This window comes from Pseudonocardia lutea, from assembly GCF_042658055.1.
GTDB lineage: Bacteria > Actinomycetota > Actinomycetes > Mycobacteriales > Pseudonocardiaceae > Pseudonocardia > Pseudonocardia lutea.
On record NZ_JBHSQK010000030.1, the window covers coordinates 1 to 20,327 of the forward strand.

At 74.7% G+C, this 20,327-nt stretch carries 20 protein-coding genes; 15 read left to right on the top strand and 5 right to left on the bottom strand.

The annotated features are described in order from the left end of the window. The first annotated feature begins 791 nt into the window (after positions 1 to 791). The 8 genes from ACFQH9_RS13335 to ACFQH9_RS13370 all read left to right on the top strand — a co-directional run bounded on the left by ACFQH9_RS13335 (position 792) and on the right by ACFQH9_RS13370 (position 9,373). The gene (locus ACFQH9_RS13335) at positions 792 to 2,084 is read left to right on the top strand and encodes a serine/threonine-protein kinase (RefSeq protein WP_379566344.1); all 1,293 of its coding nucleotides are present in this window, start codon (positions 792 to 794) and stop codon (positions 2,082 to 2,084) included. 268 nt (positions 2,085 to 2,352) lie between these two features. Beyond that, complete coding sequence (locus tag ACFQH9_RS13340; protein ID WP_379566345.1) at positions 2,353 to 4,035, top strand: nitrite/sulfite reductase; 1,683 nt, start codon at positions 2,353 to 2,355, stop codon at positions 4,033 to 4,035. A gap of 169 nt (positions 4,036 to 4,204) precedes the next feature. Then, positions 4,205 to 4,909, top strand: coding sequence for a phosphoadenylyl-sulfate reductase (locus ACFQH9_RS13345; protein WP_379566346.1), 705 nt, complete (start codon positions 4,205 to 4,207; stop codon positions 4,907 to 4,909). After that, positions 4,906 to 5,829: a sulfate adenylyltransferase subunit CysD gene (gene cysD / locus ACFQH9_RS13350; RefSeq protein WP_379566347.1), complete on the top strand. Its 924-nt coding sequence runs from the start codon at positions 4,906 to 4,908 to the stop codon at positions 5,827 to 5,829. The genes ACFQH9_RS13345 and cysD overlap by 4 nt, the downstream gene beginning before the upstream one ends. 2 nt (positions 5,830 to 5,831) lie before the next feature. After that, the gene (locus ACFQH9_RS13355; protein ID WP_379566348.1) at positions 5,832 to 7,157 is read left to right on the top strand and encodes a sulfate adenylyltransferase subunit 1; all 1,326 of its coding nucleotides are present in this window, start codon (positions 5,832 to 5,834) and stop codon (positions 7,155 to 7,157) included. 5 nt (positions 7,158 to 7,162) lie between these two features. Continuing rightward, the gene (locus ACFQH9_RS13360; protein ID WP_379566349.1) at positions 7,163 to 7,855 is read left to right on the top strand and encodes a sirohydrochlorin chelatase; all 693 of its coding nucleotides are present in this window, start codon (positions 7,163 to 7,165) and stop codon (positions 7,853 to 7,855) included. Positions 7,856 to 8,133: 278 nt separating this feature from the next. Continuing rightward, entirely contained in the window at positions 8,134 to 8,259 is a 126-nt protein-coding gene (locus tag ACFQH9_RS13365) for a hypothetical protein (RefSeq protein ID WP_379566350.1), read from the top strand. Between the two features lie 91 nt (positions 8,260 to 8,350). Next, positions 8,351 to 9,373 (top strand): sulfite exporter TauE/SafE family protein, encoded by a 1,023-nt coding sequence (locus tag ACFQH9_RS13370; RefSeq protein WP_379566351.1) that lies wholly within the window; start codon positions 8,351 to 8,353, stop codon positions 9,371 to 9,373. Between the two features lie 159 nt (positions 9,374 to 9,532). Here ACFQH9_RS13370 and ACFQH9_RS13375 read toward each other — a convergent pair whose 3' ends face one another. Then, the gene (locus ACFQH9_RS13375; protein WP_379566352.1) at positions 9,533 to 11,416 is read right to left on the bottom strand and encodes an FAD/NAD(P)-binding protein; all 1,884 of its coding nucleotides are present in this window, start codon (positions 11,414 to 11,416) and stop codon (positions 9,533 to 9,535) included. A gap of 230 nt (positions 11,417 to 11,646) precedes the next feature. Here ACFQH9_RS13375 and ACFQH9_RS13380 point away from each other — a divergent pair, with 230 nt between their 5' ends. The 3 genes from ACFQH9_RS13380 to ACFQH9_RS13390 all read left to right on the top strand — a co-directional run bounded on the left by ACFQH9_RS13380 (position 11,647) and on the right by ACFQH9_RS13390 (position 14,267). Further along, entirely contained in the window at positions 11,647 to 11,850 is a 204-nt protein-coding gene (locus ACFQH9_RS13380) for a hypothetical protein (protein WP_379566353.1), read from the top strand. Between the two features lie 83 nt (positions 11,851 to 11,933). Beyond that, on the top strand, positions 11,934 to 13,103 hold the full coding sequence (locus ACFQH9_RS13385) for a hypothetical protein (RefSeq protein ID WP_379566354.1): 1,170 nt from the start codon (positions 11,934 to 11,936) through the stop codon (positions 13,101 to 13,103). 72 nt (positions 13,104 to 13,175) lie between these two features. After that, the gene (locus tag ACFQH9_RS13390) at positions 13,176 to 14,267 is read left to right on the top strand and encodes an LLM class flavin-dependent oxidoreductase (RefSeq protein WP_379566355.1); all 1,092 of its coding nucleotides are present in this window, start codon (positions 13,176 to 13,178) and stop codon (positions 14,265 to 14,267) included. A 109-nt stretch (positions 14,268 to 14,376) separates the two neighbouring features. On the opposite strand, the gene ACFQH9_RS13395 is transcribed toward ACFQH9_RS13390, so the two are convergent. The 3 genes from ACFQH9_RS13395 to ACFQH9_RS13405 all read right to left on the bottom strand — a co-directional run bounded on the left by ACFQH9_RS13395 (position 14,377) and on the right by ACFQH9_RS13405 (position 17,169). Continuing rightward, on the bottom strand, positions 14,377 to 15,750 hold the full coding sequence (locus tag ACFQH9_RS13395; RefSeq protein ID WP_379566356.1) for a phenylacetate--CoA ligase family protein: 1,374 nt from the start codon (positions 15,748 to 15,750) through the stop codon (positions 14,377 to 14,379). A 40-nt stretch (positions 15,751 to 15,790) separates the two neighbouring features. Continuing rightward, complete coding sequence (locus ACFQH9_RS13400; protein WP_379566357.1) at positions 15,791 to 16,651, bottom strand: LLM class F420-dependent oxidoreductase; 861 nt, start codon at positions 16,649 to 16,651, stop codon at positions 15,791 to 15,793. A gap of 125 nt (positions 16,652 to 16,776) precedes the next feature. Further along, positions 16,777 to 17,169: a PaaI family thioesterase gene (locus tag ACFQH9_RS13405; protein WP_379566358.1), complete on the bottom strand. Its 393-nt coding sequence runs from the start codon at positions 17,167 to 17,169 to the stop codon at positions 16,777 to 16,779. An 88-nt stretch (positions 17,170 to 17,257) separates the two neighbouring features. Between ACFQH9_RS13405 and ACFQH9_RS13410 the strand changes: the two genes are divergently transcribed. After that, complete coding sequence (locus tag ACFQH9_RS13410; RefSeq protein ID WP_379566359.1) at positions 17,258 to 18,058, top strand: helix-turn-helix domain-containing protein; 801 nt, start codon at positions 17,258 to 17,260, stop codon at positions 18,056 to 18,058. 51 nt (positions 18,059 to 18,109) lie between these two features. On the opposite strand, the gene ACFQH9_RS13415 is transcribed toward ACFQH9_RS13410, so the two are convergent. After that, positions 18,110 to 19,039, bottom strand: a complete 930-nt coding sequence (locus ACFQH9_RS13415) for an alpha/beta hydrolase (RefSeq protein ID WP_379566360.1) — start codon at positions 19,037 to 19,039, stop codon at positions 18,110 to 18,112. Between the two features lie 144 nt (positions 19,040 to 19,183). Between ACFQH9_RS13415 and ACFQH9_RS13420 the strand changes: the two genes are divergently transcribed. The 3 genes from ACFQH9_RS13420 to ACFQH9_RS13430 are packed head-to-tail and all read left to right on the top strand — an operon-like array spanning position 19,184 to position 20,293. Continuing rightward, complete coding sequence (locus tag ACFQH9_RS13420; protein WP_379566362.1) at positions 19,184 to 19,393, top strand: DUF4177 domain-containing protein; 210 nt, start codon at positions 19,184 to 19,186, stop codon at positions 19,391 to 19,393. Continuing rightward, the gene (locus ACFQH9_RS13425; RefSeq protein ID WP_379566363.1) at positions 19,390 to 19,824 is read left to right on the top strand and encodes a VOC family protein; all 435 of its coding nucleotides are present in this window, start codon (positions 19,390 to 19,392) and stop codon (positions 19,822 to 19,824) included. The genes ACFQH9_RS13420 and ACFQH9_RS13425 overlap by 4 nt, the downstream gene beginning before the upstream one ends. A 13-nt stretch (positions 19,825 to 19,837) precedes the next feature. Beyond that, positions 19,838 to 20,293 carry an MmcQ/YjbR family DNA-binding protein gene (locus tag ACFQH9_RS13430; protein ID WP_379566364.1) on the top strand — a complete coding sequence of 152 codons (456 nt, stop codon included), beginning with the start codon at positions 19,838 to 19,840 and terminating at the stop codon, positions 20,291 to 20,293. Positions 20,294 to 20,327 lie beyond the last annotated feature (34 nt).

The following is a 20,327-nucleotide window of genomic DNA, read 5'->3' on the forward strand; positions in this document are numbered from 1 at the left end:
GCCGGCGCCGCCCGGAGCGATCACGCCGGGTCCGCCCGAGCCGGAGGACGCCCCTCCGGACCCCGAGCCCGCTCCCGCGCCGGACCCGGCCCTCCCGCCGGATTCGCCAGAACCCGCGGAGCCCGGCGACCCACCGGGGCCCCCTGAGCCCGCCGAACCACCGGAACCGGCCGACCCGGACCCGGTCCCGCCGGTTCCGTCCGCTCCCGACCCCGCCCCGGCCGACCCCTCGGGCACCGTCGGCCCGTCGACCTCCGGCTCGGGTCCACCCGGGGTCGGACCGGCGGAGGGTTCCGACGAGGCGGAGGGCGCGGAGGAGAGCGTGGGCAGCGCGGTCGGCGACCCCTCCCCCGGCTCACCCGTCGTGACCGCGGCCCAGGTCGCCGCCCCGCCCACGCCGAGCACCCCGACGGCCGCGAGCGCCGCCAGCAACCCGCGTCGCCCCGGCTGCCGGGATCGGCGTTCGCGACGCAGCAGCTCCCCGGCGGGGATCCGCCCGTCTGCGCGTCCGTGCCGCGGAGCCATCACCCTCCTTCCGCCGGCGCCGGCGCCCGGGTGCCCGTTCCCGGGCGTCGTCGAACCAGGTGGATCATTCCGCCGCGGGCGCCGGCGCGCGACCCCCGCGCACCGACGCGACACGGACGGGGCGGGTTCCTGAGAGATCGTCTCCGCCGTTCGGCCGCCGCCGATCTTCCCGGCGGGCGCGTGGGGAGCGCACCGACCCGGATGGGGTACCAAGAGCGCACCGCGCGGCCGGCGCCGCGACGGCGGCGGAGGAGGTCCCACACGGCATGGACACCGGGACGGACACGGTGGCGGACCGGCTCGGCGGGCGGTACCGGCTCGACGAGCTGATCGGCGTGGGCGGGACCGCGCACGTCCACCGGGCGACGGACCTGCACACCGGGCGCGCGGTCGCGGTCAAGGTGCTCCACCCCGGGATCGACGTGCGCCGCCTCGGTGTCCGCGGGCTCGACGAGGTGCCGCACCATCCGGCGCTGGTCGAGGTGCTCGACAGCGGCGTCGACGGCAACCGCGCGGACGCCCGCGGCTACGTCGTCATGCAGCTGGTCGACGGCGGGTCGGTCGCCGACCTGGTCGAGCTCGGCCCGGTGCCGGCGGAGCGCGTGATCGCGGTCGGCACCGTGATCGCCGGCGCCCTCGCGCACCTGCACGCGCTCGGCGTGGTGCACCGTGACGTGAAGCCCGCCAACGTGCTGCTCGACCGCACCGGCCGCGCCTACCTCGCGGACCTCGGCGTCGCGCGGCTGCTCGACGCCACCCGCGTCACGACGACGGGGCTCGCCGTCGGGACCCCGGCCTACATGGCCCCCGAGCAGGTCAAGGGCCGCGAGGTCGGCCCGCCCGCGGACGTCTACGCCCTCGGCCTGGTCCTGCTGGAGGCGCTCACCGGCCGGCGCGAGTACGCGGGCGCCGCGCTCGAGTCGGCGGTCGCGCGCATCCACCGCCGCCCCGACGTGCCGCCGCACCTCGACCCCCCGCTGCGGACGCTGCTGATCGCGATGACGACGGACGAGCCCACGGCCCGGCCGAGCGCCGCCGAGGTCGGGGAGCGGCTCGGCGCGATCGCGGTCCGCCCGGCCACCGCGCCGCTCCCCGCGCCGCTGCCCACGCGGCACCGCTCCGCGGCCCCGGCCCGGCCACGGCGCCGCCTGACGACCACGGTCGCCGGCGGGGTGGCCGCCGCGGGCGGGCTCGTCGTGCTCGGCACGAGCCTGCTGTCCGGCTCCGAGCCCGTCGTCCCTCCCGCCCCCGCCGTCGTCGTGCCGGCACCCGCACCTGCCGCACCCGCCGCACCGGTCGAGCCGAGCGTCCAGGCCGTCCCGCACCTGGCCACCGCCGCGGGGGCCGCGCTCGAGCAGGCCACCCCCGCCCCGGCGCCGCCCGCGCCCACCCGCGGCCCGCGCGTCGTCCTCCGGGACGACGACGAGGACGAGGACACCGAGGACCGCCGCTCCGACGGCGAGGACGACGAGGACGAGGACGGCGGCGACCGGGGCAACGGGAACCGCAACGGGAACGGGAACGGCAACGGCAACGGCAACGGACGGGGCCGGGGGTGATCCGGATCCCTGTGAATCCCCTCCCAGCATCCGGTCGCGCGGTGGCCTTTCGTCCGGACAGCGTGGCACCCTGGTGGACGTGACTGCGCTGACTCTGCGCCTCGTGGCCCGACGCCACGTGGACCTGCACCGGGTGAACAGCGCGCTCTGTCGACGGTAGCGCCGCGCCGCGCCCTCGACCCCGTCAGACCCAGGCTCCGGCCCCGCCGATCTCCCGAACGTCCCGGCATGCCCGGAGCCGCCACCGAGCCCAGGAGCTCCCACCACCATGCCCACTTCCGCGCCCACGGACACCCCTGCCAAGCGCAAGCGCGGCGAAGGCCAGTGGAAGCTCGGTCACCGCGAGCCGCTGAACCCGAACGAGCGCAACAAGCGCGACGACGACGGGCTCAACGTCCGCGCGCGGATCGAGACCATCTACGCCAAGCGGGGCTTCGACTCGATCGACCCCTCCGACCTGCGCGGCCGGTTCCGCTGGTGGGGCCTCTACACCCAGCGAAAGCCGGGGATCGAGGGCGGCCGCACCGCCGCCCTGGAGCCCGAGGAGCTCGACGACCGCTACTTCATGCTGCGGATCCGGTGCGACGGCGGTGCCCTCACCACCGAGCAGCTGCGGGTCCTGGGCGAGGTCAGCCAGCAGTACGCGCGCAACACCGCGGACATCACCGACCGGCAGAACATCCAGTACCACTGGATCCAGGTCGAGGACGTGCCGGCGATCTGGGAGAAGATCGAGGGCGTCGGCCTGCTGACCACGGAGGCGTGCGGCGACACCCCGCGCGTCATCCTCGGCTCGCCCGTCGCGGGGATCCCCGCGACCGACCCGGTCGACCCGGAGCCCGCGATCCGCACGATCCTGGACCGCCACATCGGGTCCAAGGAGTTCTCGAACCTGCCCCGCAAGTTCAAGACGGCGATCTCCTGGCAGCAGGACGTCGCGCACGAGGTCAACGACGTCTCGTTCGTCGGCGTCGAGCACCCCGAGCACGGCCCCGGCTTCGACCTGTGGGTCGGCGGCGGCCTCTCCACCAACCCGAAGCTCGCGCAGCGGCTCGGCGCCTGGGTGCCGCTCGACGAGATCCCGGACGTCTGGGCCGGCGTCGTGTCGGTCTTCCGGGACTACGGCTACCGGCGGCTGCGCAACCGCGCCCGGCTCAAGTTCCTGATCTCCGACTGGGGCGCGGAGGAGTTCCGCCGCGTGCTCGAGGAGGAGTACCTGGGCCGGAAGCTGATCGACGGGCCGGCGCCCGTGATCCCCGAGCGCCCGGTCGACCACGTGGGCGTGCACAAGCAGAAGGACGGCGCCAACTACGTCGGGCTCGCCCCGGCGTCGGGCCGCGTGTCGGGCGACGTCCTGGTCGCGCTGGCCAAGGCGGCCGAGACCGCGGGCTCGCGCCGCGTCCGGCTCACCCCGCAGCAGAAGGTCGTCGTGCTCGACGTGCCCGACGCCGCCGTCGAGTCCTTCGTCGCCGAGGCCGAGGAGCTGGGCCTGCAGGCCAACCCCTCGCCGTGGCGCCGCGCCACGATGGCGTGCACCGGCATCGAGTTCTGCAAGCTCGCGATCGTCGAGACCAAGGAGCGGGCGATCCGGCTCGTCGCGGACCTGGAGGAGCGGCTCGCCGACGTCCAGGGCGACATCGACACCCCGGTCTCGATCCACCTCAACGGCTGCCCGAACTCGTGCGCGCGCACCCAGGTCGCCGACATCGGCCTCAAGGGCATGATCGTGCGCGACGCCGAGGGCAACCAGGTCGAGGGCTTCCAGGTGCACCTGGGCGGCGGGCTCGGCCTCGACTCCGGCTTCGGGCGCAAGCTGCGCGGGCTGAAGGTGACCAGCGCCGAGCTCGGCGAGTACGTCGAGCGCGTCGTGCGCAAGTACGTCGCGCAGCGCGAGCAGGGCGAGCGCTTCGCGCAGTGGGTGCTGCGGGCGGACGAGGGGGACCTCAAGTGACCTCCCGGGTCGTCCCCTACCACTGCCCGTACTGCGGGGAGGAAGACCTCTCCCCCGCCGAGCGTTCGGAGAGGGTGCCCGGTGCCGCGTGGTGGTGCGCGTCCTGCCTGCGCACCTTCGTCGTGACGTTCGTCGGCATCGGGGTCCCCCAGACGTCTGGAGCCGAGTCATGAGTGTCGCGACCGAGACCGACCTGCGGGCCCTCGCCGAGCAGGGCGCCGCGCAGCTGGGGCCGGAGGCCACCGCCGAGCAGGTGCTCGCGTGGGCCGCCGCGACCTTCGGCGACCGCCTGATCGTCGCCTCGAACATGCAGGACGCCGTGCTCGTCGACCTGGCCGCGAAGGCCAGGCCGGGCGTGGAGATCCTCTTCCTGGAGACCGGCTACCACTTCGCCGAGACGATCGGCACGCGGGACGCGGTCGAGCAGGTCTACGACGTGCGGATGGTCAACGCCGCCCCGGCGCAGACCGTCGCGGAGCAGGACGCCACCGAGGGCAAGGACCTCTTCGCCCGCGACCCCAACCGGTGCTGCGCGCTGCGGAAGGTCACGCCCCTGCAGGACACCCTGGCGCGCTACGACGCCTGGGTCACCGGCGTCCGCCGCGTCGAGGCGCCGACCCGCGCGAACACCCCCCTGGTCACCTACGACGAGAAGTTCGGGCTGGTCAAGATCAACCCGATCGCGGCGTGGAGCGACGAGCAGATGGAGAAGTACGTCGCCGACCACGGGATCCTGGTGAACCCCCTGGTCGGGGCCGGGTACCCGAGCATCGGCTGCGCCCCCTGCACCGCCAAGCCCCTCCCCGGGGCCGACCCGCGCAGCGGCCGCTGGGCGGGCACGTCGAAGATCGAATGCGGGCTGCACGTCTCATGACGACACTGGAGAAGAAGGCTCTGTCGACCGGCCTGGACGCGCTCGACGCGCTCGAGGCCGAGTCCATCCACATCTTCCGCGAGGTCGCGGGCGAGTTCGACCGCCCCGTGATCCTGTTCTCCGGCGGCAAGGACTCCACCCTGCTGGTGCACCTCGCGGTCAAGGCGTTCGCGCCGGCGCCGGTGCCCTTCCCGTTGCTGCACGTCGACACCGGGCACAACTTCGACGAGGTCATCGACTTCCGGGACACGATCGTCGAGCGCCTGGGCCTGCGGCTCGAGGTCGCGAAGGTCCAGGACTACATCGACGACGGGCGGCTGGTCGAGCGCGCGGACGGCACCCGCAACCCGCTGCAGACCCAGCCGCTGCTCGACGCGATCGTCGAGCACCGGTTCGACGCCGTGTTCGGCGGCGGGCGCCGGGACGAGGAGCGCGCCCGCGCCAAGGAACGGATCATGTCGCTCCGGGACGCGTTCGGCCGCTGGGACCCGCGCAAGCAGCGGCCCGAGCTGTGGAACCTCTACAACGGCCGGCACGCCCCCGGCGAGCACGTCCGGGTGTTCCCGATCTCCAACTGGACCGAGCTCGACGTGTGGCGCTACATCCAGCGCGAGCAGATCGAGCTGCCCAGCATCTACTACGCGCACGAGCGCGAGGTCTTCCGGCGCGACGGGATGTGGCTGGCCGAGGGCCCGTGGGGCGGCCCGCGCGGCGCCGAGAGCCTCGAGAAGAAGTCCGTGCGCTACCGCACCGTGGGCGACGGCTCGTGCACCGGCGCCGTCGAGTCCACCGCGACCACCCTCGACGAGATCATCGCCGAGGTCACCGCCTCCCGGCTGACCGAGCGCGGCGCCACCCGCGCCGACGACCGCCTCTCCGAGGCCGCCATGGAGGACCGCAAGCGCGAGGGGTACTTCTGATCATGGGCTCTACCGGATCTCACAGGGACCTTCTCCGGTTCGCGACCGCGGGCTCGGTGGACGACGGCAAGTCCACCCTGGTCGGACGGCTGCTCTACGACACCAAGTCGGTGCTCGCGGACCAGATCGAGGCCGTGCAGCGCGCGTCCGTCGACAAGGGACTGGCCACACCGGACCTGTCCCTGCTGGTCGACGGCCTGCGCGCCGAGCGCGAGCAGGGCATCACGATCGACGTCGCGTACCGGTACTTCGGCACCCCGACCCGGGAGTTCGTGCTCGCGGACACCCCGGGGCACGTCCAGTACACGCGCAACACCGTGACCGGGGCGTCCACCGCGGAGCTCGCCGTACTGCTCGTCGACGCCCGCAACGGGATCGTCGAGCAGACCCGCCGGCACGCGGCGGTGCTCGCGATGCTGCGGGTCCCGCGGCTCGTCCTGGCGATCAACAAGATCGACCTGGTCGCGTACGACGAGGAGACGCTGCGGGCGATCGAGAAGGAGTTCACCGGGCTGGCGCGCTCGCTGGGGTTCGCCGACGACGCCGTCCAGACCATCCCGGTCTCCGCGCTGGTCGGGGACAACGTGGTCGAGCGCTCCGCGCACACGCCCTGGTACGACGGGCCGACGCTGCTCGGGCACCTCGAGTCCGTCCCCGTCGTCGGGCCGGAGGTGGCGAAGCCCTTCCGGATGCCGGTGCAGTACGTGATCCGGCCCCGCAGTGCCGATGCGCGCTCCGCTGACGCTGCGCGCTGGGGGGAGCTGCACGACTACCGGGGCTACGCCGGCCAGATCGCGGCGGGCACGGTCGCCCCCGGTGACCGGGTCGTGGTCCTCCCCGAGGGCCGCGAGACGACCGTGACGCACGTCGACACCGCCGACGGGCCGCTCGACCGGGCCGCCGCCGGGCGCTCGGTCACGATCCGGCTGGCCGACGACATCGACATCTCCCGCGGGGACATGCTCGTCGCCGCCGACGCGCAGCCGGCCGTGACGTCGGAGATCGACGCCACGCTCTGCTGGCTGAACGAGAAGCCGTTGCGTGCCAACGCCCGGCTGCTCCTCAAGCACGGCACCCGCACCACGCAGGTGATCGTCGGCGCGCCCGAGTCGAAGATCGACACGGACACGCTGACCGAGGTCGAGGCCGCCACGCTGGAGCTCAACGACATCGGTCGGGCCACCCTGCGCACCGCGGACCCGCTGCCCGTCGACGACTACGCCGACATCCGCGCCACCGGCAGCTTCCTGCTGATCGACCCGCCGACGGGCAACACGCTCGCCGCCGGCCTCGTCGGCACGCCGCTGGCGCTCAGCCCCGCCGAGTGACCCGCGTGCCCGCACCCGTCCTCGTCGCCGTCGCGCACGGCAGCCGGGACCCGCGGTCCTCGGCGACGGTGCGGGCGCTCGTCGACGTCGTGCGCTCGCGCGCGCCGGGGCTCGACGTCCGCCCCGCGTTCCTCGACTTCGACGAGCCCGGGTTCGGGGAGGTGCTGGCCGGCCTGGACCGGCCCGCCGTCGTGGTGCCGCTGCTGCTCGGCTCGGCCTACCACGCGCGCGTCGACATCCCGGCCGTGATCGAGGAGTCCGGTGCCCGGGAGGTCCGGATCGCCGAGGTCCTCGGGCCGGACCCCGCCCTGCTCGACGTCGCCGCCGCCCGGCTCGCGGTGCTCGGGCACGCACCCGGCGATCCGGGCCTGGGGGTCGTGCTCGCCGGGACGGGTTCGTCGAACCAGGCGGCCAACGCCGTCGTGCACCGGCTGGCGGCGCGCTGGCCGCGGGCCGTCGCCGCCTTCGCCACCGCCTCCCCCCGCGTCGCCGACGCCGTCGCGGAGCTGCGGGAACGCGGCGCCCGGCGGATCGCCGTGGCCTCGTGGTTCCTGGCCCCCGGCCGCCTGCTCGACCGGGTGCACGACCAGGCCGGGGGCGCCCCCGTCGCCGAGGCGCTCGGCGCGCACCCCGCGATCGCCGACGTCGTCCTGGCCCGCTACCACGCCGCCGCGGCCCTGCTCCCCGCCGCGGCCTGAGCCGGGCGCCGCAGCGCCGCCGGCCGGCGCACGGCCCCGGAATGTCCGGTCCCCCCGCCCGTTCGCGGGACGCGGAGCGGACAGAGGGCGGGGCAAAGGTCTGAGAGGCTGGCCACGCCGAACAGCACGAACGATCACCACGCCCGGCCCGTGCCGACCGTTCCCGCACGTCAGCCCGGCAACCCACCCGACCTGCGCTTTCGTCCGGACATTTGCGGCCGGTCCCGCATCACGGACGCCAGGTTGTTCCTGCCGCCCCGCGCTCGCACGATGGGGTCATGCCCGCCGACGACCTGCGCCCGGCCCCCTCGGGCGCCTTCGCCGTGCGGCCCCTCCGGGTCTCGGACCTGGAGCTGTTCTGGCCGTCGCGTCGCGGCCACGCCTTCGACGAGTTCTGTCGCTGACCCTCGTCGCCGCTCCCTGCTCGACCGCGCCGCGCTCCGGCCCGCTCCGCCGTGCCCGCGCGCGCCTCCCACCGCGAGAGAAATCCCCGTAATGCGCACTCTGATCGTCTTCGCCCTGGTCGGCCTCGGCGCCCAGCTCGTGGACGGCGCCCTCGGCATGGCCTACGGCGTCACCTCCTCGTCGCTGCTGCTGATCGCCGGCGTGAACCCCGCGGCCGCGAGCGCCTCCGTGCACCTCGCCGAGGTCGGCACCACGCTCGCCGCCGGCGCCTCGCACTGGCGCTTCGGCAACGTGGACTGGAAGCTCGTGCTCCGCCTCGGCGTGCCCGGCGCGATCGGTGCCTTCCTCGGCGCCACGGTGCTGTCGGCGCTGTCGACCGAGGACGCCGCGCCGATCATGGCCGGCATCCTGCTGGCGTTGGGCGTCTACATCCTGCTGCGCTTCTCGGTCCGCCCGCCCCGTGAGGCGACGGCCCGTCGCTCGCCGCACCGCTCGAAGTTCCTCTCGCCCCTGGGTCTCGTGGCCGGGTTCGTCGACGCCACGGGTGGCGGCGGATGGGGTCCCGTCGCGACCCCCGCGCTGCTGACCGCCGGCAAGACCGCGCCGCGCACCGTGATCGGCTCCGTGGACACCTCGGAGTTCCTGGTCGCGCTGTTCGCCAGCATCGGGTTCCTGCTCGGGCTCGGCAGCGCCGTCCTCGACCCGTGGACCATCGGCGGTCTGCTGCTCGGCGGGCTGGTCGCGGCGCCCATCGCGGCCTGGCTGGTCACGAAGATCCCCGCGCCGGTGCTGGGCACCGCGGTCGGCGGCATCATCGTCTTCACCAACGCCCGCACGATCCTGAACGCGCTCGACGTCGCCGGTCCGGTGCTCGTCGCGGCCTACGTGCTGATCGTGGCGGCGTGGGTCGCCGCGGTCGCGGTCGCGATCCGGCGGCTGCGCCGCACCCGCGCCGCCACCGCGCAGCCCGCCACCGAAGCCACCGAGGCCCCCGAAACCCCCGAGGCCCCCGAGGGCCGCGAGGGCCGCGAGCTGGCCGGCGCGGCGGCCGGCGGGTCGACCGACCGGATCCCCTCCGACGCCACCCCGCGCCCGCTCCCCGACGACGAGTGAGCGAACGCGCTCTCGCTCAGTCAGGCACGAGCGACAGCGCCACTCGCTCACTTCGGCTGTGGCAGTCCGGCCCCCGGGTCCGTCGTCACGAACGGCACTCCCGCTCACGAGGTACGAGCAGGAGCGCCGTTCGTCCGTTCGGGATCAGCCTGTTCGGGGTCAGGCGGCGGCGCTGTCCGCGCCCGGCAGGGACAGCAGGACGGCGCGGGCGACGGCGTCGTTGTAGCGCAGGCTCTGCGCGTTCATCCCGGGCCGGGTGAAGGCGCCCGCGACCTTGACCGTGGTGTGCGGGCCGACGGCGAAGCGCTGCGGGTGGGCGTGGCCGGCGGCGTCGACCAGCGCCCCGTCGGCCGGGCGTACCCGGATCAGCCCGGTGCGCCGCAGCACCGCGCCCGTCTCGTCCCGCAGGACCTCCTCGGACACCTCGCCGGCGGCGCGCAGCGCGGCCAGCAGCGGGTCCGCGGTGCGCTCGAGGCTGGGATCGGGCAACCGGGCGTCGACCAGGACGGTGGAGCGGACCGGCGGTGCCCCGGCGAGCGTGGTGCTGCCGGCGCGGAACCCGTCGTCGTCGAGGTCGACCCACATGCCCGGGCCCAGGAACTGCACGAACCCGGCCTCGGACAGCGCGAGCAGCTGGCGCACCCGGAACCCGGGCGGACCGCTCGCCACCGAGTTGAAGAAGCCCTGCCACCACGGGAGGTCGCGGGCCCGCGAGGCGGCGGAGAGCAGCCCGGCGCCCTGCACCCGCGTGATCTCGCCGTAGACGGCGAGCATGGCCGTGAACGCCCCGAGGTGCGGGGTGTGCCGCTCGTCCGTGTGCTGGCGCAGGTCCTCGGCGATGCGGGCCCGGACCAGCGGCTGCAGCTCCTCCAGCGACCCGGCGGCGAGCCCGTCGAAGGGCCGGTCGAGCGCGGCGAAGTCGATCCGGTCGAGCGGGTCGGGCACCGACGCCGCGAGCAGCTCCACCATCTCCGGGGAGTCCCAGTCGAGCGCGGCGTAGCGCGGCTCGAACTCCTCCCACGGCAGCGCGACGAGCTCGGGATGGCCGAGGAACAGCTCGTGGTACCAGCCGAAGGCGATCTCCTTGGCCATCAGCGGCCAGAGGTCGCGGCGCAGCTCCAGCGGACGGGGCAGCGCGTCGACGACGTCGGCGGTGAGGAACCGCGGCACCGGGGGCCGGCCCGCGCGCAGCTGGTAGTGCGTCTTCGAGTGGTAGGGGGCACCGCGCGGCGACCCGGCCACCAGGCGCGGCTCCCGGCCGGACGGCACGTAGGCCAGCCCGTCCGGGCCCTCCTCGAACCGGCCGCCGCGCCCCTCGAACAGCAGGACCATCAGGTCGACGAACGCGAGCCCCAGCCCGCGCGCGATCACCGTCTCCCCCGGCTCGACGACCGACAGGTCCGAGTCCGTGGTCTGCTCCGGCGGGAGGTAGCGCAACCCCCGGGCGGTGGCGGCCTCGAGCAGGGCCTGCTCGTCCGGGGTGGGAGTGGCGTCGAGGTGGCCCGAGGCGAGCACGACGGTGTCGACCGTCAGCGCGGGCTCCCCCTCGACGGACAGCACCTGCCGGCCCGCCCGCTCGGTCAGCCCGGTGGCGCGGGCGGGGTGCACGTGCACCCGGACGTCGTCGGGCAGGGCCGCGACGACCGCCCGCAGCACGGACGCGAGGTAGCGGCTCTGCAGCCGGCGGCTCGGGAAGGTCGAGGCGGTGACCGCGCGCAGCTCGGCGGCGAGCTCCGGCGGCCAGTCGGCGAGGTCCTCCTCGCAGAGACCCTGCGCCCACTCCCAGAACGACGGCCCGGGGATGATCGGGCCGTCGCAGACCACCGAGTCGTCCGTGTACATCGTGACGTCCGAGGCCATCGAGTTCATCGCGAGCAGCGGGGACTGCGCGTCGCGCCAGATCCGCCCGGCCCCGGCCGGGTACGGGTCGACCAGATGGACGTCCAGGGTGTCGCGGAGGAGCTCGGGCGCGCTGGCGGCGATCCGCTCGAGGATCCCCACGCCGCGCGGACCGGCTCCGACGATCGCGATGGCGGTGCTCATCGTCCTCCCGGGCACGGACCAAGTCCTTCGCCGAGTGCAGCGTCGGCGGCCCCGGAGCTATTCCCGCGCGGGCCCGCCCCCGACCCGGGGTGGGGTCAGCCCCCGTGCCGGAACGGGGGACGACGACGCGGGCGCGGGGGTTGACTCGGTCGTTGCGGGCCGCGCGCATCGGCACAGTTCTCGGCACCGGAGGCCCCGCAGAGGGGCCTCCCCGACACGGGGAGAACACCATGGGCTGGCAGAGCAGCTACAGCGAGGACCACGACTACAGCGAGGACTACTCCGAGGACTCCTGGGACGGCGAGGGGTACGACGAGCAGGACGAGGACGGCGGCGAGGACTTCGACTCCGCCAGCTTCGACGACGACGAGGCCGAGACCGTCGACGACACCTCCGACGACGGCGGCTGCGACGACGACTACTACGCCGCCTGAACCGACCCGGCCGGCCCGTCCCGCGGGCCGGCCGGAGCCGTTCGCACGACACCGTGCCTGCGCCACCACCCGAGGAGCCGGAGATGCCCGAGACGATCACCGCCCCCACCCGCAGCCCCGCCGCCGAGGCCGCCGAGCTCCTGTCCGAGACCCTCGAGGGCGCCGAGGCCAACGACCGCGAGGACCTGATCCGCCGCCTGCGCCGGGCCCGCGAGGCCCTCCGGCTGGCCCGCAACACCGAGCGCGAGGCCGCCGCCGTCCGCACGGCCGGCGAGGAGACCGACCGCGCCCTCGCCTCCCTGGGCGCCGACCTGCGCTACCGCCGCGCGGACCTCGCCGACCCCATCCGCGCCAACCGGCTGCGCGCCGAGTTCACCCGCACCCGCACCCGCTCCGAGCACGAGCGCGCCCTCGCCCGCGAGTGGCCGCAGCTCCTCGCCGACGGGTTCGCCACCCTCACCTCCGACGCCGAGTTCGCCGTCCGCACCGCCTCCCGCGCCGTGCTGGCCGAGACCGAGGCCGCCCTGGCCGCGTCCGACCCGCGCAAGGACCACGACCGGCTCGACGAGCAGCTCCGAACCCGCCTGGTCGCGGAGGCCGATCGGGCCCGCGGCCAGGCCCGGGACACCGTCGCCGCGCTCGCCGACCGCCTCGGCCGGCACCTCGAGCTCGACACCCCGCTCGAGGTCCCCGCGCTGCCGATGGTCACCCCGGCCGCGCTCGTCGACGGCCTCGGGCCGCCCCCGCCGTCGTCCGGCAACGGCCGGATGCCGGTGCCCGCGCGGATGGCCAGGATCGTCATGCCCTCCTACGGCGGCATCATGATGTCCCTCGTGCTCACGCGCGTCTTCCACGTCGCGATGCCGCTGTGGATCCTGGTCACGGGCGCCGTGACGGCCGCCCTCGCCCTCGGCGGCTCCGCGCTGGCGGCCGAGCGCAAACGCTCCCTCGACCGCCGCCGCCAGGAGGCCCGTGCGGGTTTCCGCGCCGTGGTCGACGAGTTCCAGATCGTGCTGGTCAAGCAGCTCCGCGACGCCTCCCGGACCGCCCAGACGACGTTGCGCCGCGCGGCCGGCGCCGCGGTGACCGCCCGCGAGAAGGCGACCACGGAGCAGCTCGAGGCGCTGCGCCGCAGCGTCGACGAGCTGCGCGACACCGGCCGGGCGATCCGGGCCGTGGACGCGGACCTGGCCTCCGTCGCCGACCTGCGGCGCCGGGCCCGGCGGCTCGCCGGCGGTACCGAGGCCGCCTGAGGGGAACACCCCGGGCCGCGGCGGCCTTGTGCGGAGGGAGAGCCGACTCCCGTCCGCGAAGGAGCACGCCAAATGCCCGTGGAGTTCCTCGGCATCGGAGCGACGAACGACGGCACCGAGACCCGTCCGCGCTCCGGCCCCGCCTTCGACCCCGAGTTCACCCTCGCGCTGGCCCGGGCGCACGAGGAGAGCGGCTGGGACCGCGTCCTCACGGCGTACTCGTCGGGCAGCCCCGACCCGGCGCAGGCCGCGGCGTACATCGCCGACCACACCGAGCGGCTGCAGCTGCTGCTCGCCCACCGGCCCAACGTCTCCTACCCGACCTTCACCGCGAAGACCGTCGCCACGCTCGACGCGATGTCCGGCGGCCGGCTCACCCTGCACGTCATCACGGGCGGCAACGACCACGAGCAGCAGCGCGAGGGCGACGTCCTGCCGAAGGACCGCCGCTACGACCGCACCCGCGAGGCGATCCGGATCCTCAAGCGGGCGTGGACCGAGAAGGAGCCGTGGGACTTCCACGGCGAGCACTACGACTTCTCCGACTTCGTCCTCGACGTCGAGCCCGTGCAGAAGCCGCGGCCCCGGATCTCCTTCGGCGGCTCCTCCCCCGCCGCCTACAAGGTGGGCGCCGAGGAGGCGGACATCTACGCGCTCTGGGGCGAGCCGCTGGCGGGGACCGCCGAGCAGATCGCGACGATCACCCAGCTCGCCAAGGAGGCCGGTCGCCCGGCGCCGACCTTCCAGGTCGCCTTCCGCCCGATCCTCGGCCGGACCGAGGAGGAGGCCTGGGAGAAGGCGCACGCGACGGTGGCGCGGATCCGCGAGCGCACGGCGGGCGGGAAGCAGCTCACCCGGCGGCACAAGCTGACCGACCCGGAGAACGCCGGCTCGCAGCGGCTGCTGGCCAGCGCCGCCGAGGGCGAGCGGCACGACCGTGCGCTCTGGACGGTGACGGCCGCGGCCACCGGCGGCGCGGGCAACTCGACGGCGCTGGTGGGCACGCCGGAGACGGTCGCCGCGGCGCTCATGGACTACTACGACCTGGGCGTGCGGATCCTGTCCGCCCGCGGCTACGACCTGCTCGAGGACGCGACGCAGTTCGGCCGCGAGGTCATCCCGCTGGTCCGCCAGGAGGTCGCGCGCCGCGACGCGGTTGCCTGACCGTCGCAGTACGGAACCACGATGCGCGGAACGCCGTCGAATCTCGCGTCATGGTTCCCCACCGCGATTCGAGAGCGTCCTGAACCGCATCATGGTTCCACAGCGCGCGCTACTTCAGCGGGACGAAGCGGGAGAGCTTGCCGGTCGAGGCGTGGCGCGGGATGCGGTCCACGGCGCGGACGGTGATCGTGGCGTCGGGCAGGCCGTAGGGGCGGAGGGCATCGACGAGCGCCGCGCCCACCGCGGGCACGTCCGGCGAGCCGACCACCAGGACGTCCGCCCCGTCGGCGGTCTGGTGAACCTGGTACTCCGAGATCAGCGGGTCCGTGCCCAGGACGTACCGGAACGCGGCCGCCGGGACCAGTCGTGGGCCGTAGCGGAAGTCGTCGTCGCGCCGGCCGGCCACGGCGGCGACCCGCGGCATCGCGCTGCCGCACGGGCACGGCCCGGGCAGCAGCGTGACCTCGTCGCCCAGGTCGTAGCGGACGAAGGGGAAGGTGCGGCCGGCGAGCCCGGTCGCGAGCGTGCGCTCGGCCGGCTCGTCGGGCCCGACCGGGCGCCCCTCCGCGTCGACCCGCTCGAGGATCACCTCGTCCGCCGAGACGTGCAGGCCGTCGCCCTGCCCGCACCCGACGGCCTGGACGCCGATCTCGGTCGAGCCCCAGAGGTTGTGCACGGGCGCGCCCCACGCCGCGGCGATGGCGGCCCGGTCCTCCTCCGTCAGCGGCTCGGAGTTGGTGCTCACCCGCGCCGGCCGGATGTCGAGCCGCCCGGCGAGGGTGGCCCGGGCCAGGCGGCCGATCACCGATGCGTAGCCCACCAGGGCGGTCGGGCCGGTGTCGGCCACGGCCTTGCACACGTCGTCGAACGGCGCCGCGGCCGGGATCACCACGGTCTCCGTCGCCGCATCCGTGGCGACCGCGAACAAGGGCGTGCTGGCGTGCGGAGGTGCGCCCGCCGACAGCACCGCCAGCCGCGCGGGTCCGCCGATCCCGGCGGCACGGTCGGCGCGGACCTGCCAGCGCCACGCCAGGCACGCGAGCGTGACGTACTGCTCCCAGTCCCACACGTACACGCCCCGGACCCCGCTGGAGCCGCCGGAGCTGAACACCTGGTGCCCCTCCGGGGTGTAGGAGAACCAGCGCTGCTCGGCGAGCACCCGCTCCGCGCCCGCCCGGTCCAGCCCCGGGACGGTGACGACGGCGTCCCACTCCTCCTGGGCCTCCCGCTTGGTCATCACCGGCAGCCGGGCGAGGTCGGCGACGGTCGCCGTGGCCGGGTCGACGTCGCCCATCCGGTCCGCGTGGAAGGGCGAGCGCTCCCGGGCCCAGCCGAGCAGCGCCCGGAGCCCTTCGGTCCGGTGCCGCTCGATCCGCTCGCGCGGCCAGTCGAGCCGCGCCACGTGGTCCTCGAGCGCGGCCCGCACCGCGCTCAGCTGCGCGGCGCGGAGCCGCTCGTACGCGACGCGGTCCCCGTCGGCCATCGGGACAGTGTGGAGGCTCGCGCCCGGCCCGGGAAGCGGTCTACAGGTCCGCGACCGCCGGGACGACCTCGCGGCCCAGCTCCCGCAGCGGCTCCAGTTCCGACACGCCCGGCATGAGGCCGTGGTACTCCTGGATCCCGAGCTTCGCGAGCCCCGTCAGGTGCTCCACCAGCTCCTTCGGGTCGCTCCCGTAGCCGCGGCCCATGACCGTCTTCTCGATCTCGTCGTAGTCCCGGCCGACCTCGTCGCACCGCTGGCGCAACACGTCGAGCTTGTGCGACAGCTCCGGCCCGTCGAAGAGGTTGCAGGCGTTCGCGTACTGCGCGACCAGGCGCAGGGTCTTCTTCTCGCCCCCGCCGCCGATGAGGATCGGCGGGTGCGGACGGGTCAGCGACTGCGGCACGTTGAGCGTCCGCTCGAGCCGGTAGTGCGTGCCCTCGAAGGGGCCCTCGTCGTCGCTCCACATCTGCAGGCAGATGCGTAGCGTCTCCTCCAGCCGCTCGAACCGCTCGGCGGTGGGCGGGAAGAACAGACCCAGGCCCCGGGCCTCCTCGTCGTTCCACGCGGCGCCGATGCCGAGCCACGCCCGCCCCTTCGACAGCACGTCGAGGGTCGTGACGAGCTTGGCGAGCAGGCCGGGGTCCCGGTAGCTGACCGCCGTGACCCAGGCCAGCAGCTCGACGCGCTCGGTGCGCGCGGCCAGGTAGCCCAGGGTCGTGTAGGCCTCCAGCATGTCGTTCTCGATCGGCCCGACGGGCCGGATCTGCCAGACGTGGTCCATCACGCTGACCCGTGCGATGCCGGCCTCCTCGGCCGTGACGGCGATCCGGGTGAGGTCGTCGGCGAGGCCCTGGGGGCCGCTCGGGTAGGTGAAGTCCGCGATGTGCAGGCCGAGTTTCACGCGCTCTCCTCACAGGTGGATGGTCCTCCGGTTACGACGCTAGCCGCGCCGGGCCCGCGGCGCCCGGCGCGAGCCTGGTCCCGTCGGTACCACCCTGGGCGGCCGTGACACCCGGGCCCGCGCCACTACAGCACCGCCTGCGACTGGGTCACCCGCGCGGTGAGCCGGCCGCGGTCGTCGGTCACGTCGACCACGACCACGATCGCCGTGCGGCCGGCGTGCAGCACCCGGGCGGCGGCCTCGACCGCGCCCGCGGTGACCGGCCGCAGGAAATGGGTCGACGACGACGTGGTCGCGGTCCCCGAGGACCCTTCGGGCAGGTTGAGGAAGCCCGCCCACCCTCCGGCGGCGTCGGCGAGCGCGAGGGTGGCGCCGCCGTGCAGGAGTCCCCCACTGGTGCAGCGCTCGGGGGTCCACTCCAGCCGCAGCCGCACCTCGTCGCGGTCGGCCGTCACCGCCGTCGCACCGAGGACCTGCGTGAAGGGCATGGCGGCGTACATCTGCTCGGTCAAGTCCATGTCCGGGACCCTCGCGCGCGGGCGTGCGGTCGCGCCATTACCCCGGAGGTCATCGCCCGGCGCCGCACCGCTTCGTATCGTTCCGGGCATGACAGCGGTGACGGTCCCGGTCGAGACGGCCTTCGGCGGGCTGCTGCGGGAGTGGCGGCAGCGTCGCCGGCTCACCCAGCTCGACCTCGGGAACAAGGCGGACGTGTCGGCGCGGCACCTCTCCTTCCTGGAGACGGGGCGCTCGCGGCCGAGCCGGGAGATGGTGCTGCACCTGTCCGAGGAGCTGGACCTGCCGCTGCGCGCCCGCAACGAGCTGTTGGTGTCCGCGGGGTTCGCGCCGGCCTACTCGCAGCACTCGCTGCACTCGTCCGAGATGGCCGAGGTGCACGGCTCGCTGAACCGGCTGCTCGCCGCGCACGACCCCTTCCCCGCCGTCCTCGTGGACGGGCAGTGGGACATGATCGACGCCAACCGGGCCGTCACGGTGTTCGTCGAGCTGGTGGACCCGGGACTGCTCGAGCCGCCGGCCAACGTGCTGCGGCTCGCCCTGCACCCGCGGGGCCTGGCCCGGTACGTCGAGGGCCTCGACGAGTACGCCGCCCACCTCGTCTCGCGGCTCCGCCGGCAGGCCGACCGCTCGGCCGACCCCGCCCACGGCGCGCTGCTCGGCGAGCTGGTCGGGCACTGCCGCACCCTCGGTCTCGACCCGGACGCCCACCCGCGCAACCGGGTCGTGCTGCCGCTGCGGCTGCGCCACCCCGACGGGCTGCTCACCTTCTTCTCCACGGTCTCGGTGCTGGGCGCGCCGCTGGACATCACCCTGGAGGAGGTGGCGGTGGAGTCCTTCTTCCCCGCCGACGCCCCCACCGCCGACTACCTGCGCCGACGTTTCGGCTGAGCAGGCGGCCGACGGCGGGGCCGCGGGCCCGGGCCGGGTTCCCGGCCCGGGTCAGGCGAGGGCGGTGCGCAGGGCGTCGCCCGCCTTGTCGAGCGTCTCGCGGGCCTTGTCGAGCACCCCGGACATCTGGATGAAGCCGTGGATCATGCCGTCGACCGGCAGCAGCTGCGCGTCGACGCCGGCCTCCCGCAGCTTCCCGACGTAGGCGGCGCCCTGGTCGCGCAGCGGGTCGAACTCCGCGGTGATCACCAGCGCGGGCGGCAGGCCGCTCAGGTCCTCGGCGCGCCCGGGCGAGACCCGCGGGTCCTGGCCCTCGTCCGGCGAGTTCAGGTAGCAGCCGAGGAACCACTCGATCCACGCCCGGGACAGCAGCGGGCCGAGCGCGTTCTCCCGCATCGACGGGCTGTCGTCGAACCGGTCGGTGGCCGGGTAGACCAGCAGCTGGAAGGCGATCGGCGGCCCGCCCTGCTTCTTCGCCAGCTGCGCCACGACGGCCGCGAGGTTGCCCCCGGCGCTGTCGCCGCCGACCGCGAGCCGCGCCGGGTCGCCGCCGAAGTCGCCGATCTTCTCGGCGGCCCAGGTCAGCGCGGCGTAGGAGTCGTCGACCGCGGCCGGGAAGCGGTGTTCCGGCGCGAGCCGGTAGTCGACCGACGCCACCAGGCACCCGGCCCGGGCGGCCAGCGCGCGGCAGACGGCGTCGTGGCTCTCGATGTTCCCGATCACCCAGCCGCCGCCGTGGTAGTAGACGAGCACCGGCAGCGGTCCGTCGCCCGGGGGGACGTAGAGGCGCACGGGGATGTCGCCCTCGGGGCCCGGCGCGGCGGTGTCCTCGACGCGGGCCAGCTCCGCGGGCGGCCCGGCGAGCCCGGCCAGGTCCGCGATCATCGCGCGGTTCTCGGCCACGGTCATGCTCTCGGGCGACCGCGCGCCCTGCTCGGCCATCTGCGCGAGCAGGGCCTCGATCTGCGGGTCCAACGGCATGGTCAGGAACGTCCTTCCTCAGAACGGGAGCACCTGCGCCAGGACGGCGCCGGCGTCGTCGGCGGCTGCCGCGCTCCATCATGGCCGTGTGTCGAACGTTCGTGAATCCTCCGGCCGAACCCGGGCGCTGGCATGCTCGGACGCATGGCACGGCGATTCGAGTACAAGGTGGTCCAGCTCCGCGAGGGGATGATCGGGGGCAAGCTGTCCGCGGACAAGCTGCAGAAGCTGCTCAACAACGAGGCCGACGACGGCTGGCAGCTGAAGACGATCACGAGCGCGGACGTCAAGGGGCGCATCGGCCCGGGCGGGGTCGAGGGCCTGCTGGTCACCTTCGAACGGCCCGTCGCGTGAGCGGCACGGCGACGACCAGGCCGCCCTTCCACCTGGCGATCCCGGTCGACGACCTCGACGCGGCCCGCCGCTTCTACGGCGAGGTCCTCGGGTTCCCGCGCGGCCGCTCGTCCGAGGCCTGGACGGACTGGGACGTGCACGGCCACCAGGTCGTCACGCACCTGGTCCCCGGGCACCGCGGGGTGGCCGGCCGCAACCCGGTCGACGGGCACGAGGTCCCGGTGCCGCACTTCGGCGTGGTCCTGCCGGTCCCGGAGTTCACGGCGCTGGCCGAGCGGGTGCGGGCGGCGGGCGTGGAGTTCGTGATCGAGCCGTACGTCCGGTTCGCCGGCGAGCCGGGTGAGCAGCACACGATGTTCTTCCTCGACCCGGCCGGCAACGCCCTGGAGTTCAAGGCCTTCGCGGACCTGGACCAGCTGTTCGCGGTCTGACAGCATCCGGCCCGTGGGGGAGGCCACCCGGGAGACGACGGAGGAGGCACCGGACCGTCCGGCGCGGGTGGCCGACGTCCACGAGCTGGCCGCGGGGATGCCGCACGTCACGCGGGTGGACGGCACCGCCGGCAACGCGGTGTACCAGGTGGGCGGCAAGTCGTTCGTCTTCTTCCGCACGCCCCGGCCCGACGCCGTCGACCCCGACACCGGCCGGCGCTACGACGACGTGATCGTGTTCTGGGTCGGTGGCGACGAGGACAAGACCGCGCTGGTCCAGGACCCCGACTCGCCCTTCTTCACCACCCCGCACTTCGACGGGCACCCGTCGGTGCTGGTCCGGGCCTCCCGCCTGCACGAGATCGGGCGCGACGAGCTCGCCGAGATCGTGCAGGACGCCTGGCTGTCCCGAGCCTCGCCGAAGCGGGCGCGGGACTGGCTCGCGGCCCACGGCACCGCCGACGCCTGAGGCGCGCCCCCGCGGAGGACGCGCTGGGTAGGGT

Coding starts and splice junctions, on each gene's coding strand:
- ACFQH9_RS13335 (WP_379566344.1), top strand. CDS start 792: ATGGACACCGGGACGGACACGGTGGCGGACCGGCTCGGCGGGCGGTAC.
- ACFQH9_RS13340 (WP_379566345.1), top strand. CDS start 2,353: ATGCCCACTTCCGCGCCCACGGACACCCCTGCCAAGCGCAAGCGCGGC.
- ACFQH9_RS13345 (WP_379566346.1), top strand. CDS start 4,205: ATGAGTGTCGCGACCGAGACCGACCTGCGGGCCCTCGCCGAGCAGGGC.
- cysD (WP_379566347.1), top strand. CDS start 4,906: ATGACGACACTGGAGAAGAAGGCTCTGTCGACCGGCCTGGACGCGCTC.
- ACFQH9_RS13355 (WP_379566348.1), top strand. CDS start 5,832: ATGGGCTCTACCGGATCTCACAGGGACCTTCTCCGGTTCGCGACCGCG.
- ACFQH9_RS13365 (WP_379566350.1), top strand. CDS start 8,134: ATGCCCGCCGACGACCTGCGCCCGGCCCCCTCGGGCGCCTTCGCCGTG.
- ACFQH9_RS13370 (WP_379566351.1), top strand. CDS start 8,351: ATGCGCACTCTGATCGTCTTCGCCCTGGTCGGCCTCGGCGCCCAGCTC.
- ACFQH9_RS13375 (WP_379566352.1), bottom strand. CDS start 11,416: ATGAGCACCGCCATCGCGATCGTCGGAGCCGGTCCGCGCGGCGTGGGG.
- ACFQH9_RS13380 (WP_379566353.1), top strand. CDS start 11,647: ATGGGCTGGCAGAGCAGCTACAGCGAGGACCACGACTACAGCGAGGAC.
- ACFQH9_RS13385 (WP_379566354.1), top strand. CDS start 11,934: ATGCCCGAGACGATCACCGCCCCCACCCGCAGCCCCGCCGCCGAGGCC.
- ACFQH9_RS13390 (WP_379566355.1), top strand. CDS start 13,176: ATGCCCGTGGAGTTCCTCGGCATCGGAGCGACGAACGACGGCACCGAG.
- ACFQH9_RS13395 (WP_379566356.1), bottom strand. CDS start 15,750: ATGGCCGACGGGGACCGCGTCGCGTACGAGCGGCTCCGCGCCGCGCAG.
- ACFQH9_RS13405 (WP_379566358.1), bottom strand. CDS start 17,169: ATGGACTTGACCGAGCAGATGTACGCCGCCATGCCCTTCACGCAGGTC.
- ACFQH9_RS13410 (WP_379566359.1), top strand. CDS start 17,258: ATGACAGCGGTGACGGTCCCGGTCGAGACGGCCTTCGGCGGGCTGCTG.
- ACFQH9_RS13415 (WP_379566360.1), bottom strand. CDS start 19,039: ATGCCGTTGGACCCGCAGATCGAGGCCCTGCTCGCGCAGATGGCCGAG.
- ACFQH9_RS13420 (WP_379566362.1), top strand. CDS start 19,184: ATGGCACGGCGATTCGAGTACAAGGTGGTCCAGCTCCGCGAGGGGATG.